The sequence below is a fragment of the Pseudomonas sp. 1152_12 genome (assembly GCF_052850675.1).
The window spans coordinates 57,197-73,148 of sequence record NZ_VXCW01000004.1; the positions used below are offsets into that span (position 1 = coordinate 57,197).

The following is a 15,952-nucleotide window of genomic DNA, read 5'->3' on the forward strand; positions in this document are numbered from 1 at the left end:
AACTCCTCGTGGATCCGCTCCAATGACTGCAGCCACACACGATCCGACTGGCGCCCCCTCCTACTCAGCGCCAGATGGATACAGGAGCCTTCGTGGGCACATTACTTTCCCGCATCCCCCTCGGCGCGTCCGGCCCCACTGCATTTGCAGTAACGCCTGAAACGACCAGCCTGTCGACCTCGACGCCTGAAGTTGGCCTACATACACAAACGTTGTTCAACGAACCCACTGTGCTGATCACGCGCGAAGTGGAAACCTGGCGGGACAGTGCCGGCAATTACCACTCAGCCAGCATGACGCACATCATCACCGGCGATACGGCAGACGTTATAAAGATTACCCCCCATGACAACACGACGTTAACGGCAACCATCAATGGGAAAACCTACCTCTTTCCAATGCCTGAAAACACTGACCTGCACATGATAAATATTGAGACCCAGGGCGGAAATGACGCGGTCGTCATTGGTCCTGGCGTTAAGGCCGCAGTGCGGATCATGACGGGAGACGGGGATGATCAGGTCAAAACAGGCCCCGGCTACGCACGGGTCAATGGCGGCAGCGGCAACGACATTATTCGCCTGGGCAGCGGCGGCGGAATTGCCCTGGGTGGCGACGGCGATGATCAGATGTATGCGGGCGCGGGCGATGCCGTGCTGTCCGGAGGCAAAGGCAATGACGCGCTGTATGCAGGCAAGGGCGCCAACAGACGGCTGGTTTATTTGAACGGCGGTCAGGGTAACGACCACTTACAAGCTGGGGGCGGCACCAACGTTTTAAATGGGGGCCAGGGCGACGATAAGCTGATAGGGGCCAACAAAACCACGTTTTACGCCGGGGAGGGTCATGACCTGATTCACTCCATTGGCAAAAAAGACCGAATTTACGCCAAAGCCTCCGACGAGATTCATCACAATGAGCACTCAAGCATCACGTACATGGAGGTCAAGGACGTCGGTAGAAAAGGAATAAAAATAGCAGGTACTCCCGAGTTCATTGACGCTGCAGAAGACATTCTTGACCAACTCAGGAGCTCGCCTGTCGGCCAACAGATACTTGAGCAAATGGACCGTTTCGTAGACGCCATTAGGTCACCTGTCACCCTGCGAGAATCTGCCGACATGAACCTCAGCTACTATTACTTCAGAAATGCCTACAGCGACCAGCTTCCCGCTTCACGGCATCAAAGCAAACCCGAATTGGGCTATATCAGAAATGAGGAGGCTGGCTTAGTCGCCACACACGCTGAAATAGAACTTCAAACGTTCCACTTCGGCAAAAAGCTGTCGATGACACCGCTGCTCGCACTCCAGCACGAGTTGGCTCACGCCTACAATGGCGCCACCGGCACCTACCAACCCGGGAATCAACAGGCTTTTGGCTCCGATGGAAACCCCGTGGAGCGCTACGGCATGCCGGCATTTGTCAATAACGTCGAATATCAAGCGCTCGGCCTCGCCATCGTTGATGGGGAACTGTTCGATTACGACAACAACCCGCTCACCCGGCCAACCACGACCAACCCGGCGCCGTTCACCGAGAATGCGCTACGCCAGGAAATGGGGGTTCGCTCGCGTGATCGGTACTTATGGGATGAAGCGCCGCGCAAGGTTTAGGGCGTGGGTGTAGACCTGACAAACCCTGTCACCCGATCCAGCACCGGCGCCAGCCAGCGTAAGGGCTTGGCAATCGATGCCACTAAGGTGGCGTGGTTGGTCTTGGTGAAGTAAAACGCTTGAACCGGCACACCAGCGGCTCGCAGTTTTTTCGCCAGCCCGCCGGTGTTGCGCGTTGGGTTGACCAGCGTGTCGCTCACCGAGGCGATCAACAGGCTCGGTGGTGCGTCATGGCTGACGTGATTGATCGGCTGAGAATCAGGCGGTGAATCGGGGAAGAAAAACACTGGCTGTACGTCGCGGTTTTCAATCGGCAGAAAATCATAGGGCCCAGCCAGGCCGATCCAGCCTTTGAGCATCGACGGCGACATATTCACTTCGCCAAGCCAGCGCGCATCCAGCGCCAACATCGATGCGTTGTAGGCGCCGGAGCTGTGGCCCATCAGGTAGAGCTGCTTGGGGTCCGCACCGTACTCGGCGATGTGCTGATAGGTCCAGGCGACGGCCTGTGCGTTGTCCTGTAGGAACAGTGGGTAACGCACTTGCGGGTAGAGCCGGTAATCGGCAATCACCACCACGATGCCGCGCGAAGCCAGGGCTTCGCCGACAAAACCGTAATCTTCCTTGGCGCCGCTGTTCCAACTGCCGCCGTAGAAAAACACCACGACTGGAGCATTGGGCGAGGCGCTGACGGGGCGGTAGATATCGAGCGTTTGGCGCGGGTCGGCACCGTAGGCAATAGCGGATGTTTTGGTGAAGGTACTGGAGGGCGTCAGTGCGTTGAGCACTTTGATCGGCGAGCAAGCCGCCAGAAAGGCGGCGATGACCAAGGTAAACGCTTGCATGAGCTTTTTCGACATTATTCAGGCCCTATAGAAACTGCAGGACTTGCGGCGATCCCAATGTGGGAGGGGGCTGGCTCCCGATAGCAGTACATCAGTAGCAAATGAGTTGCCTGATACTCCGCTATCGGGAGCAAGCCCCCTCCCACATTTTCTAGATCTGTGTCAGCTGTACTTACGACGACAGGTACGAAGAACGCGTCAAACCAAGACGCAACGCATCCAGGAACTGCGTGCGCTCCGCCGCACTGATCTTCGCGCTCGCGCACTTATCACGGTAATGCGTCATCAACTCTTCCGGCGACAAGTGCACATAGCGCAGCATGTCTTCGATGGTGTCGTGGGTCTCGATACCGGCGCTATACACCGAACCGTCTTCACGCTGGTAGATGTTCACCGAGTCGGTGTCACCGAACAGGTTGTGCATGTCACCGAGGATTTCCTGGTAAGCGCCGACCAGGAAGATGCCCAGCAAGTAATCTTCACCGTCGTTCAAGGCATGTACCGGCAGGCTGGTCTCGATGCTCTGCTCGTCGACGTACTGCTTGATCTTGCCGTCGGAGTCGCAGGTCAGGTCCTGCAATACCGCACGGCGCAGCGGCTCTTCGTCGAGACGGTGCAATGGCAGAATAGGCAAGACCTGGCCGATGGCCCAGGTGTCCGGCAGGCTCTGGAACACCGAGAAGTTGCAGATGTACTTGTCGGCCAGCTTGTCGTTGAGTTCGTCCAGCACTTGGCGGTGCGAGCGCTGGCGGGCTTTCAACGAGTTGTGCAGACGGCGGCACACGGCGAAGTAGCACTGTTCGGCCAGGGCTTTTTCCGCCAGGGTCAGTTTGCCGTCGGCGTACTGGGTGGCCACGTCGCTCATGTAGTGGGTGGCACGCCAGTAGGTCTCGGTGACCATTTCAATGTCGGTCGGGCCCAGCAGATCCACCAGCCATTGCACGGTTTCCGGCAAGTTTTCCTTGTTCTCGATCAGCGGGATTTCGTCGTTGTGTTTCTCGACGTCGGTGACTTGCACCACCAGCATGGCGTGGTGGGCGGTCAGGGAGCGGCCGCTTTCGGAGAAGATGTTCGGGTGCGGCAGGCTCTGCGCGTCGCAGAATTCCTTGAGCATGCCCACGACCACACCGGCGTAGTCGTCCATGTCGTAGTTGATGGAGCTAGCGTTACGCGAGTGCGTACCGTCGTAGTCCACGCCCAGACCGCCGCCGACGTCGATGTGGTCCACCGGCAGGCCGAGGTTGCGCAGTTCGCCGTAGTAACGAATGGCTTCCTTGAACCCGTGCTGGTAATCGGCCAGGTTGGCGATCTGCGAGCCCATGTGGAAGTGCAGCAGGCGGATGCCCTGGTCGAGGCCGGCGTCGCGGAAGCGCTCGACCACCGACAGCAGTTGCGCCGCCGACAAACCGAACTTGGACTTCTCGCCACCGGTGTCTGCCCATTTGCTCGACGCCAGGGACGACAAGCGCACGCGCAGGCCGACCTGAGGCTTGACCTTGAGGTTGGCGGCCTCTTCGATCACCAACGCCACTTCGGATTCTTTCTCGATCACGATAAACACGTTGTGGCCGAGCTTCTGGCCCATCAGCGCGAGGCGGATGAACTCACGGTCTTTGTAACCGTTGCACACGATGGTGCCGCCCTTCGGCGCCAGTGCCAGCACGGCCAGCAGCTCAGGCTTGGAGCCGGCTTCCAGGCCGATGGACACGTCTTGGGTGGCAATGATGTTCTCGATCACCGCTTCCTGCTGGTTCACCTTGATCGGGTACAGCGCGGTGTACTTGCTCTGGTATTCCAGGCGCTCGATGTTGGCGTCAAAAGCACCGGTCAGCTGGCGCACGCGGTCTTGCAGGATATCGGGGAAGCGCACCAGCAGCGGCAAGGACAGGCCGCTTTTGCGCAGTTCGTCGACTTGCTCGTACAGGTCGACGGGCGTGCTGTTCGGGCCGTTCGGACGGACTTCAACGCGACCGGCTTCATTGATCGCGAAATACCCGGCCCCCCAATGGCGAATCCCGTAAACACTGCGGCTGTCCGCAACTGTCCATTGGCTGCCATCGTCTTTGCGTGTGCGTCGTACGGACATTGAAGTCCCCTATATATGAAGGCGAAGGCGCCGCCCCTCGTTCGGGGCTGGCGCAGTCTAAAGAATGAAAATGACGATTTGCCTGTAAGCAAGGTAGGACATCACTCGCAGGACAGAGTTTAGACACAGGTTGGGAAGAGGCTTTCAGCCACCGGACTTCTTGGCCTTGTACCCGAGCTTGATCAACTCGGCCAACAGCAACTCGACGTGATCGCCCTGAATTTCGACGACCCCGTCTTTCAACGCGCCACCCGTGCCACAGCGCTTTTTCAGCGTAGTAGCCAATTCCTTGAGAGCGTCTTCTGCAAGCGGCACGCCGGTGATGGTGGTCACCGTCTTGCCGCCACGGCCTTTGCTCTCGCGTCGCACGCGGGCAATGCCGTCGCCTTCAGGGATCAGGGTTTGTTTGCAGATGCACGAATCCACGGGCTGACGACAGTCCGGGCAGTGTCGACCTGCGTCGGTGGAAAATACCAAGCCACCAAGGGCGGCGAAGGATGCGGCTTTTTTGGCCACCGGCAATCCTCTTGGGAGGACAAAGACTGATCGGTGCTCGCAAGGACGATCACCGACCGCGAAGCCCCACTCAGGCAGGGGCAGCGCTACCGAACCACAAAGGTGGTGCGGGTGAAAAGTCGCGCAGTGTAACGGCAAAAAGCCGGCTTGCTAAGAGCCAAATAGCGCCAATTTATGCAACTTTAGCGACGAGAGGCCAGATAGCGCCGCAACCCCTCTTGAGCGTCAGGGCAGTAAGGCTTTTGCTCAGCTTCCTGCAGGACAGTTTCAATCGGTAAAAAGCGCGCTTCCATGACTTCTTCGGGCTGTAGGCACAACGGGCCATCCCACACGGCGGAGTAGGACTTGCACCAGAGCCGACTGTCACCATCCTCAAAGTAGAAATGGTCATGTTCGGTCAATTGAACACCCGTCACCCCGAGTTCTTCCTCCAGCTCGCGCACCGCCGAGTCAGCGTAACTCTCACCGGCGGCGACCATTCCGCCCGCCGCCGTGTCCCAAAAGCCGGGGTACATGGCTTTGCTCAGGGTGCGCCGATGCACACACAGCTCACCGGCGGAATTGAACAGGAAAATAAAGGTGCAACGGCCAATCAGGCCGCGCTGGCGAAGGTCGGACCTGACAAGGGTGCCAAGCAGGTTGTCCTGCTCGTCAACCCAGTCGATCAGTTCAGCATCAGAGGCCGCGCGGTGCTCGGCCTCGTTTTGACTAGCGTCCATCATCACCCCTGGTTGAGGAGCTGACGCAAATCTATAACCGCGGCGTTTGCCCGGGAAATATAGTTGGCCATGACCAGCGAGTGGTTGGCGAGGATGCCAAAACCACTGCCGTTAAGAATCATAGGGCTCCAAACCGGCTCCTGCGAAGCTTCCAGCTCGCGAATAATCTGGCGCACGCTGACGGTGGCGTTTTTCTTGGCCAGTACATCGGCAAAGTCGACTTCAATGGCGCGCAACAGGTGGGACAGTGCCCACGCCTGGCCACGGGCTTCGTAGAACACGTTGTCGATCTGCATCCATGGGGTTTCCACCACTTCTTCATCGACCTGTGGCATTTGACCTGGCGCCAGGGCTTCGGTTTTCAGCGCTGTGTTCAGTTTTACCCGGCCCACACTGGCCGACAGGCGTTGCGACAACGAGCCCAAACGGGTGGCGACATCGCCCAACCAGTTGTTCAGGTTGTCGGCGCGCGCATAGAACAGTGCGCCGCGTTGGTTGGGGTCCGACAGGCGCGCTTCGTAGCGGCTCAGGGAGTTGATGCCTTCCTGGTACTCCGACTCACTGGACGGCAGCACCCAGCTCTTGTTGTCGAAGTTGAAACGTGGCTCGGCCTTGGCCAAATCGGCGTCTTCAGCCGACTGCGACTGCGAGCGGGCGAAGTCTTTACGCAAGGCACGGGTCAAGTCGCGCACCTGCACCAGCACGCCGTATTCCCAGCTCGGCATGTTGTCCATCCACAGGCCTGGCGGGAAACGGTCGTTGGAAATGTAGCCACCGGGCTTGTTCAGCAAGGTGCCAGCCACGGTCTTGAGCGTTTCGACGGTGGTGTAACCCACCACCATCTGCTTGCCTTCCTTCTCGGCGGCAAGCTGGGCATTTTGCTGGACCGGAAACAGCGCCGGCTCTTCGCTCCAGTACCAACCCAGGGCACCGGTGACCAACAGGTATAACCCCAGCACGCTGAGCACGGCTCGGCTCAAGACCAGGGTGCGAAAGTAGCTACGGTTGGTCGACTTTGGCTCAGGGCCGGGGCCTTTGGCACTGCCTGCGCGGTTTTTCCAGTCCAGCATGGCGATATCCTTTCAATCACTTAAGTTCATGCACGTCATTTGTCCGGGTGCGTTCAAACACTCCGACCACAACCCTACCCCATCGTGCCCATCGGCGCGGCGCTTTTAACCAAAGTGGCGCGCAGGGAAGATTGGACTATAAAGATCCTCAACAATAAAGCATGCACGCTTTTTACGCAGTGCGACCATAAGGTCTAAAACTGAATGGCACAGACTTGTACTTAATTGACGTATGACACTGATGTCAGAGAGAAGAGGTGCTAGCATAGAGCCATCAGTCGACCTCAGCATGCACCCTAACTAGTAGTCAGGATATGACCGAGCCAGAAGACCCCAGCCGTGAGCGTCTCAAGCACCATTTTGCCCAGCGGGTAATTCATCAGGCACGTCAAATTCTTGAGATCTGGCAACGCCTGCAACGCAGCGAATGGTCGAACGCCGATTTATCCGAACTCAGCGAGGCCAATCTGCGCCTGCTGCGCTTTGCCGAGCGCTTCGAACAGCCCGAGCATGGTCACCTGGCGCGGCATATCGGTGAATCCCTCAAAGCGGTCGATGAGAACCGTGGCCGCCTAAGCAGCCAAGTGATCACCGAACTCAACCGCCTGATGCAGCGCCTGTCCCGCACCGGCCTGCGCCAGGGCGACCAGCTGGAACAAACCTTCCTGCCGCCGATGCGCAAGCCTATCTACGTGATGCTGGCCGATCACGACCGCGCCGAGCGCCTGGCCAAGCAGCTGGAATTCTTTGGCATGAGCGCCCAGCCACTCGACAGTGTGGCGGCATTTCGCGCGTCGTTGGCTGAGCGCCTGCCGTCGGCAATCGTAATGGACGTGGATTTCTGCGGCCCTGGCCTGGGCCTTACGCTCGCCGCCGAAGCCCAGGAAGGACTGGAACAAAAGCTGCCGCTGCTGTTTTTCAGCCTGCATGAAACCGACACGCCGACGCGCCTGGCCGCCGTGCGCGCCGGCGGCCAGGAATTCCTCACCGGTACCCTTGAGGCTTCGAGCCTGCTGGAAAAAATTGAAGTGCTGACGTGCGTCGCGCAATACGAGCCGTACAAAGTGCTGATCATCGACGACTCGCGCGCCCAGGCCCTGCACACCGAGCGCCTGCTCAACAGCGCCGGCATCGTCACGCGTACCTTGATCGAGCCGATCCAGGCGATGGCCGAGCTGGCGGACTTCCAGCCAGACCTGATCATCCTCGACATGTACATGCCCGCCTGTACCGGCACCGAACTGGCCAAGGTGATCCGCCACAACGACCGTTATGTCAGCGTGCCGATCATTTACCTGTCAGCCGAAGACGACCTGGATAAACAGCTGGACGCCATGAGCGAAGGCGGCGACGACTTCCTTACCAAGCCGATCAAGCCGCGCCACCTGATCACCACCGTTCGCAACCGCGCTGCCCGTGCGCGCAACCTCAAGGCGCGAATGGTGCGCGACAGCCTGACCGGGCTGTACAACCACACTCATATTCTGCAACTGCTCGAAGACTGCAGCTTCCGCGCGCGCCGCGAGAACAAGCCGTTGAGTTTTGCCATGCTCGACATCGACCACTTCAAGCGGGTCAATGACAGCCACGGCCACCCGATGGGCGACCGCGTGATCAAGAGCCTGGCGCTGTTTCTCAAGCAGCGGTTGCGCAAGACCGACTACATCGGCCGCTACGGCGGTGAAGAATTCGCCATCGTGATGCCCGACACCGACCTGGAGTCGGCTTGCAAGGTGCTGGACGAAATTCGCGGGCGCTTTGCCGAAATTCACTATCCGGCCCAACCGCAGGATTTGTGGTGCACCTTCAGCGCCGGGTTGGTGGAGCTGTGCGACGACTCCGACAGCTTGATGATGGCCGCCCAGGCGGATGAGGCGCTGTACCGCGCCAAGCACGCCGGGCGCAACCGCGTGCAAGCTACGCGCACGTCAAAGCAAAGTGCCACCTTTTCACCGGAATTCACTGAATCCGTCATAACTCTGTAATGGAAACGCAATAACTTCAGGCACTTATCTTTTGCTGTCGGTTGAAACCACGCATGCGCCTGAAGCTGCTGACCAATCTGAATACCCTCCTGCTGGTGGCCGTGTGCCTGGCCCTTGGGGCCACGCTGTGGTGGTCGCAACGCGCGCTGGAACGGCCTTACTTGCTGATGGAGCGCTACCTGGGGCTGTCACAAACCTTTCAGAACCAGGCTGCGCGCAATATCGACGACTACTTGGCCAGCGGCGATGCCCTGCGCCTGAGTAGCGCGGGCCAGAGCCTGGAAAACCTGCTACAGCACCTGGACGAATTACCCGCCGACCTCGCACAAAACCTGCGCCCCAGCCTGGTGGACCTGGAGACCTTCAGTAAGACTGACCTGCTGGCCGCCGGCAAACTCGCCGGCGATCCGCAAGCCCTGCTGCTGCAAGCCGAACGAGAATTGGGCGCGAACCTGGAGCAATTGAGCCAATACGCCATGGGCGTCAACTCACCAGAGTCCGCGCGTTATCTGCCGCCGTTGCTGGCCGCGTCCCAGCACTTGGGCAAACTGTCTCTGGCCCGCGACAAACTGGTGAGCAGCGGGCGCGCGGAGCTGGCGGATGAGGTGGAGCGCGAAGTCGCCAGCATCCGCACCCAGGCCGAGCTCTTGGCGCAGCTTGCGCTGCTTGGCGTAAAAGCCAGCGCCGAGTCCAGCACCGATGATTTTTCCGCCATGATGGGCCTGGAAAACACTGAAAAAACCGAAGCCCAAGACATTGGCGTCGACCTCAAGCGCGAACTCAACAGCCTGCTGACCCGCTACCCCGCTGAACTCAAACGCACCCGCGACCAGATCCAACTGCGCACCGCGCTGGCCGACAGCACCCATGTGAAAATCGCCGCCGTGCAGCAAGCCATCGCCGGCCTTGAGCCGGTGGTGCGCGCGCAACACGGTAAGATCCAGGGCGAAGTGCGCCTGATGCAAGGCGTGATGATCGGCCTGATTCTGCTGATCGCACTGCTGATCGACACCCTGCAAAGGAAGCTGGCGCGCGTACTCACCAATCTGGCACCCGCCTTGTCGACGTGGGCCGAAGGCGACTTCAGCCAGCCGATTGCCTTGGGCAAGACCAACCGCGAACTGCACGATATCGAAGCCTCACTCAACCGCCTGCGCGCTTATCTGGTCGATTTGGTCGGCACCATTCGCGGCAATGCCGAAGAAGTGGCCGGCAGCAGCCGCGCCCTCGCCGAGCTGAGCAGCGGCCTGCACGACAGTGCCGAGCGCCAAGCCGGGGACACCGCGCAGATCCGTGATTCGCTGGGTGAACTGGAGGCGACCATCCAGCAAGTGGCCGGTGATGCCAGCCAAGCCGCCGGTGCCAGCCGCAATGCGGGCCAGGCCGTGGAACAGGGCCAACGTGTGATCGGCCTGAGCCTGACCGGGCTGCATGCCTTGGTGGGCGAAGTGCAGCAAAACGCGCAGATGATCGAACAACTCGCCGAAGAATCCGCCACCATCGGCGGCGTGCTGACGGTAATTCGCGCGATTGCCGACCAGACCAACCTGCTGGCACTCAACGCTGCCATCGAAGCCGCGCGTGCCGGTGAAGCCGGGCGCGGGTTTGCGGTGGTCGCCGATGAAGTGCGCTCGCTGGCGCAACGCACCGCCGGGGCCACGGCCGAAATCCAGACGCTGATTGCTGGCCTGCAAACCGCCGCCCACCAATCGGTGCAAGGCATGCGCGCGCAGGTGGAACATGCCGAAGCCACGGCCCAGCAAGCTCAGGCGGCGGACGGTGCCTTGGATGAGATCGTCGGGGCAATCCAGACCATTTCCGACACAGCGGTGCGCATCGCCGATGTGACCGCCCAACAAAGTAGCGCCGTCAGTGAGATCCGCGATAACAGCGAGCGGATTCATCAGATGGGTGAAGATAACTTGCTGCGAATCGGCCAAGGACGCCGCCAAGGCGACCACCTGCTGGTGCTGGGTGGGCAGCTCAGCACGGCGGTGCAGGCGTTTCGCGTCTGATCTCCACTGATCTCACTGGCGTATTACCCATGACCGGAATCTGAGCCACAGTCACAAATTTTGCGCAATCCTCGCTAATCGTGCCGCCTACTGCATAGAACTGGACAGTCACAAACGCTTTGCGGCATAGTCGGCGAGTTCTGCCGTACCCACATCAATAATAAGGAACAGCCGATGGCGACCTTACTGGTTCTTCACGGACCTAACCTGAACCTGCTCGGCACCCGCGAACCGGGCGTCTACGGGGCAGTCACCCTCGATCAGATCAACCTCGATCTGGAACGACGGGCACGTGAAGCCGGCCACCATTTGCTCTACCTGCAAAGCAATGCCGAGTACGAATTGATTGATCGCATCCATGCCGCGCGCGGCGAAGGCGTGGACTTTATCCTGATCAATCCCGCCGCTTTTACGCACACGAGTGTTGCATTACGTGACGCGTTGCTGGCGGTGAGCATCCCATTCATCGAAGTGCATTTGTCCAACGTGCACAAACGCGAAGCTTTCCGCCATCACTCTTACTTCTCCGACGTAGCGGTAGGCGTGATCTGCGGCCTTGGCGCCAGCGGTTACCGACTGGCCCTGGAGGCCGCCCTGGAACACATTGAACAACCGGCCAAGCGCCCCTGACCGACCCTTGGGAGTTGATGATTCATGGATATCCGTAAAGTTAAGAAATTGATCGAACTGCTGGAAGAATCCGGTATCGACGAGCTGGAAATCAAGGAAGGCGAAGAGTCCGTACGGATCAGCCGTCACAGCAAGACCCCAGCCCAACAGTTCTACGCACCGCAAATGCAAGCGCCGGCTCCTGCCGCTGCTGCTCCGGCCGCCGCACCTGCTGCTGCCGCAGCGCCCGCAGCACCGGCTGAGCCTGTACTGAACGGCTTCGTGGTCAAGTCGCCAATGGTCGGTACGTTCTACCGCACCCCGGCACCGACCTCGCCAGCCTTCGTTGAAGTCGGCAAGACTGTGAAAGTGGGCGACACCATCTGCATCGTTGAAGCGATGAAGATGATGAACCACATCACAGCTGAAAAAGCCGGCGTCATCGAATCCATCCTGGTAGAAAACGGTCAGCCGGTTGAGTACGACCAGCCGCTGTTCACCATCGTTTGAACCGCGGAGCACCTTCGATGTTGAAACCTGCGAAGAAACTGCAAAAAGTCCTGATCGCCAACCGCGGCGAGATCGCGCTGCGTATCCTGCGCGCCTGTAAGGAAGAGGGCATCAAGACCGTCGCTGTTTACTCGACGGCCGATACCGAATTGATGCACGTGAAACTGGCGGACGAGGGCATCTGCATCGGCCCGCCACTGGCGACCAATTCGTACCTGAAAGTCTCGAACATCATCGCGGCCGCTGAAGTCACCGGCGCTGATGGCATCCACCCTGGCTACGGTTTCCTCGCGGAAAACGCCGATTTCGCCGAACAGGTGGAAAAATCCGGGTTTGCCTTCATCGGCCCGAAAGCCGACACCATTCGCCTGATGGGCGACAAGGTTTCGGCCAAGGACGCCATGATCGCCGCGGGCGTACCCACCGTTCCAGGTTCCGATGGCCCATTGCCTGAAGACGAGGAAACCGCACTGCGCATTGGTCGCGAAGTCGGCTACCCGGTGATCATCAAGGCCGCTGGTGGCGGTGGTGGTCGCGGCATGCGCGTGGTGCACAAGGAAGAAGACCTGATCGAAGCCGCCAAGCAGACGCGCTCTGAAGCGGCTGCCTGGTTCGGCAACCCGATGGTCTATCTGGAGAAGTACCTGACCAACCCACGTCACGTGGAAGTGCAGGTTCTGTCCGACGGCCAAGGCCACGCCATCCACCTGGGCGACCGCGATTGCTCGCTGCAACGTCGTCACCAGAAGGTACTGGAAGAAGCGCCGGCACCGGGCCTGGACGAAGCGGCTCGCCAGGAAGTTCTGGCTCGTTGTGTCAAGGCGTGCATCGACATCAACTACCGTGGCGCAGGTACGTTCGAGTTCCTCTACGAGAACGGCCGTTTCTACTTCATCGAGATGAACACTCGCGTGCAGGTAGAGCACCCGGTTTCGGAGATGGTCACCGGTATCGACATCGTCAAGGAGATGCTAAGCATCGCTGCAGGCAATGTGCTGTCCTTCACCCAGGACGACGTGAAGATCCACGGCCACTCCCTGGAATGCCGGATCAACGCCGAAGACCCGAAAACCTTTATCCCAAGTCCAGGCCTGGTCAAGCATTTCCATGCGCCAGGCGGCAACGGCGTTCGCGTCGATTCGCACCTGTACAGCGGCTACAAGGTTCCGTCCAACTACGACTCGCTGATCGGCAAGCTGATCACCTGGGGCGCCACGCGCGACGAGGCCATGGCCCGTATGCGTAATGCCCTGGACGAGATCGTGGTAGACGGCATCAAGACCAACATCCCGCTGCATCGGGATCTGGTTTGTGATGAAGGCTTCTGCGAAGGTGGTGTGAACATTCACTACCTGGAACACAAGCTGGCCAACCAGTAAGTGCTCCACCCAACAGAGCCGCCTTCGGGCGGCTTTGTTGTGTGTGGCCCCTTTATTTTGAAGATATACACAGTCTAAATGTGGGAGGGGGCTTGCCCCCGATGGCAGCAGCTCAGTCATAGATTAGGTGACTGACCCACCGCTATCGGGGGCAAGCCCCCTCCCACATTTGGTCGGCGTACTGTCAGTACAGTCGTCTTCTTCTCCACGCTCGCGTAAACTTGCGCGCTTTCGCGACCCAGCCGTCGCACACTCATTTTTTCAAAGGTGCCCGCCATGCCTTGGCTGCAAGTCCGTCTCGCCATCAGCCCAGAACAAGCCGAAACCTACGAAGACGCTTTCCTCGAAGTGGGCGCCGTCTCGGTAACCTTCATGGACGCCGAAGACCAGCCCATCTTCGAACCCGAACTCAATACCACCCCGCTGTGGTCGCACACTCACTTGCTGGCCCTATTCGAAGACGGCACCGATGCCGCCGCCGTCCTGGCCCATATGCAACTGCTCACCGGCAACCCGTTGCCCGAGCACCACAGCGAAGTGATCGAAGACCAGGACTGGGAACGCAGCTGGATGGACAACTTCCAACCGATGCGTTTCGGCCAGCGCCTGTGGATCGTACCGAGCTGGCACGCCGCGCCTGAACCGGATGCCGTCAACCTGCTGCTCGACCCGGGCCTCGCGTTCGGCACCGGCACCCATCCCACCACCGCTCTGTGCCTGGAATGGCTCGACGGCCAGGACCTGACCGACTGCAACGTGCTGGACTTTGGCTGCGGCTCGGGGATCCTGGCAATTGCGGCCCTATTGCTGGGCGCCAAGGAAGCCGTCGGCACCGACATCGACGTGCAAGCGCTGGAGGCCTCCCGCGACAACGCCGGGCGCAACAACATCCCTGAAGGCAAATTCCCACTGTACCTGCCGGAGCAATTGCCCCAGGTCCAGGCCGATGTGCTGGTGGCGAATATCCTTGCCGGGCCGCTGGTGTCCCTGGCGCCGCAGCTGTCGAGCCTGGTCAAGCCAGGTGGGCGTCTGGCGCTGTCGGGTATTCTCGCCGAGCAAGGCGAAGACGTCGCGGCGGCCTATGCCCAGGACTTCGAGCTGGACCCGATCGCCAACCGTGACGGCTGGGTACGCATCAGTGGTCGTCGGCGCTAGAATGAGCGCTTGCCTGAATCGGATGGCCGCATGACCGACAGTTTCGTCACCCAGTGCCCACATTGCCAAGCGCGCTTTCGCGTCAGCCACGCTCAGTTGAACGCGGCCCGTGGCGTGGTACGTTGCGGCTCATGCCTGCAAGTGTTCAACGCGGTGCGCCAGTTAATGGAGGAGCGCGCCAACGCAGCTGCGCTTGAAAAGCCGATCGCCGCTGAAAAGGCAGTTGAGCCCGCTCCCCAGGCCCCACGTGCCATTAGCCAGAAACAGTGGACCGCCGAAGAGCTGGATCTGGACAACCTTGATCTGGACGAAGAGCTGGCCAAGCTGGAACGCCGCGAGATTCAGCACACTCAGCCGTTGAGCGCGGAGCGCCGTCAGGCGAGTGCTGACCGTCGGCAACATGAAGATTCGCTCAGCGCCAGTCGCGACACCGTCAAGGCCGAGGAAGAAAAATGGGCCGCCAGCCTGTTCAGCGAGCCGCCGCAGGAGCGCTCCCCAGCGCCCGAAGACGAACCCGAGCCGGCCACTGCGACCAAGCAGCGCACCGAACCGTCCATGTCGCTTCACGATGACGATATCGACGATGAGCCGCCACTGCGCTCTACCACGGACGATGACGATCTAGACCCGCCCTTCACGCCGCTGACCGCTGCCGCCGACGAACATGAACCTGAAGAACGCGCCCAGCCGCGGCGCAAGCGCCCGCGCCCTGAGGCCAGCCTTCACGATGACGTGCTGCAGGACCTGGAAGACGACCCCCTGCATCTTTATGCGCAGAAACGTCCGTCAAGCTGGGGCCGCCGCCTGACCTGGATAATCCTGGTATTGCTAGCCGCCGCAGGCCTCGCAGGTCAGTACATTGCCTACCAATTTGACGATCTGGCCCGCCAGGACGCCTATCGCCCGTGGTTCCAGCAACTGTGCCCAACCCTGGGCTGCACCGTGCCATCACGGGTCGATATCGCGCATATCAAGAGCAGCAACCTGGTGGTGCGCAGCAACCCGGAGTTCGCCGGCGCGCTGGTAGTGGATGCAATCATCTATAACCGTGCGACCTTCTCGCAACCCTTCCCGCTACTGGAACTGCGGTTTGCCGATTTGAACGGTGGCCTGATCGCCAGTCGTCGCTTCAAACCTACCGAGTACCTCAGTGGCGAGCTGGCCGGGGTCAGCGAAATGCCTTCGCAGACGCCGATCCATATCTCCCTGGATATCCTTGATCCAGGCAATAAAGCCGTGAATTACAGCCTGAGTTTCCACTCGCCCGAGTGAAGCCGCGCACCCGTCGAGGTTTGACGGCAGATTATTGACTGGGCGCTGCGCAACCAAACCGGCGGTGATAAAGAAATAACTGTTCAGATTTTATCCAATTCAGCCTTTATCCAGTCATCGAGAGCGGGTATCATGCCAACCCTTTTTCGAACTCTAATGATCCGGCCCCACAACA

General features: G+C 59.9%; 13 protein-coding genes. 8 read left to right on the forward strand and 5 right to left on the reverse strand.

The genetic code is table 11. The features are described from left to right. The first annotated feature begins 92 nt into the window (after window positions 1–92). Window positions 93–1,616, forward strand: a complete 1,524-nt coding sequence (locus FW764_RS08195; protein ID WP_446433506.1) for a M91 family zinc metallopeptidase — start codon at window positions 93–95, stop codon at window positions 1,614–1,616. Here FW764_RS08195 and FW764_RS08200 read toward each other — a convergent pair. The 5 genes from FW764_RS08200 to FW764_RS08220 all read right to left on the reverse strand — a co-directional run bounded on the left by FW764_RS08200 (window position 1,613) and on the right by FW764_RS08220 (window position 6,852). After that, window positions 1,613–2,476 (reverse strand): alpha/beta hydrolase, encoded by an 864-nt coding sequence (locus FW764_RS08200; RefSeq protein WP_446433507.1) that lies wholly within the window; start codon window positions 2,474–2,476, stop codon window positions 1,613–1,615. The two genes, FW764_RS08195 and FW764_RS08200, sit on opposite strands and share 4 nt — an antisense overlap. Before the next feature lie 157 nt (window positions 2,477–2,633). Further along, a complete protein-coding gene (speA, locus tag FW764_RS08205) occupies window positions 2,634–4,547 on the reverse strand; it encodes an arginine decarboxylase (RefSeq protein WP_094949804.1) in 1,914 nt (637 codons plus the stop codon). Between the two features lie 144 nt (window positions 4,548–4,691). Beyond that, on the reverse strand, window positions 4,692–5,063 hold the full coding sequence (locus FW764_RS08210) for a translation initiation factor Sui1 (RefSeq protein ID WP_446433508.1): 372 nt from the start codon (window positions 5,061–5,063) through the stop codon (window positions 4,692–4,694). 182 nt (window positions 5,064–5,245) lie between these two features. Further along, window positions 5,246–5,782 carry an NUDIX hydrolase gene (locus FW764_RS08215; RefSeq protein WP_446433509.1) on the reverse strand — a complete coding sequence of 179 codons (537 nt, stop codon included), beginning with the start codon at window positions 5,780–5,782 and terminating at the stop codon, window positions 5,246–5,248. 2 nt (window positions 5,783–5,784) lie between these two features. Next, window positions 5,785–6,852, reverse strand: a complete 1,068-nt coding sequence (locus tag FW764_RS08220) for a DUF2333 family protein (protein WP_446433510.1) — start codon at window positions 6,850–6,852, stop codon at window positions 5,785–5,787. A gap of 314 nt (window positions 6,853–7,166) precedes the next feature. On the opposite strand from FW764_RS08220, the gene FW764_RS08225 reads away from it, so the two are divergent. The 7 genes from FW764_RS08225 to FW764_RS08255 all read left to right on the forward strand — a co-directional run bounded on the left by FW764_RS08225 (window position 7,167) and on the right by FW764_RS08255 (window position 15,777). Beyond that, window positions 7,167–8,837: a diguanylate cyclase gene (locus FW764_RS08225; RefSeq protein WP_446433511.1), complete on the forward strand. Its 1,671-nt coding sequence runs from the start codon at window positions 7,167–7,169 to the stop codon at window positions 8,835–8,837. Window positions 8,838–8,890: 53 nt separating this feature from the next. Next, window positions 8,891–10,852 carry a methyl-accepting chemotaxis protein gene (locus FW764_RS08230; RefSeq protein WP_446433512.1) on the forward strand — a complete coding sequence of 654 codons (1,962 nt, stop codon included), beginning with the start codon at window positions 8,891–8,893 and terminating at the stop codon, window positions 10,850–10,852. Window positions 10,853–11,026: 174 nt separating this feature from the next. Beyond that, complete coding sequence (gene aroQ / locus FW764_RS08235; protein ID WP_016972516.1) at window positions 11,027–11,482, forward strand: type II 3-dehydroquinate dehydratase; 456 nt, start codon at window positions 11,027–11,029, stop codon at window positions 11,480–11,482. Between the two features lie 24 nt (window positions 11,483–11,506). Continuing rightward, the gene (accB, locus tag FW764_RS08240; protein ID WP_057009686.1) at window positions 11,507–11,971 is read left to right on the forward strand and encodes an acetyl-CoA carboxylase biotin carboxyl carrier protein; all 465 of its coding nucleotides are present in this window, start codon (window positions 11,507–11,509) and stop codon (window positions 11,969–11,971) included. A gap of 17 nt (window positions 11,972–11,988) precedes the next feature. Beyond that, window positions 11,989–13,350: an acetyl-CoA carboxylase biotin carboxylase subunit gene (accC, locus tag FW764_RS08245; protein ID WP_446433513.1), complete on the forward strand. Its 1,362-nt coding sequence runs from the start codon at window positions 11,989–11,991 to the stop codon at window positions 13,348–13,350. Between the two features lie 276 nt (window positions 13,351–13,626). Further along, complete coding sequence (gene prmA / locus FW764_RS08250; protein ID WP_446433514.1) at window positions 13,627–14,505, forward strand: 50S ribosomal protein L11 methyltransferase; 879 nt, start codon at window positions 13,627–13,629, stop codon at window positions 14,503–14,505. 30 nt (window positions 14,506–14,535) lie between these two features. Continuing rightward, complete coding sequence (locus FW764_RS08255; RefSeq protein ID WP_446433515.1) at window positions 14,536–15,777, forward strand: DUF3426 domain-containing protein; 1,242 nt, start codon at window positions 14,536–14,538, stop codon at window positions 15,775–15,777. The last annotated feature ends 175 nt before the right edge of the window (window positions 15,778–15,952 follow it).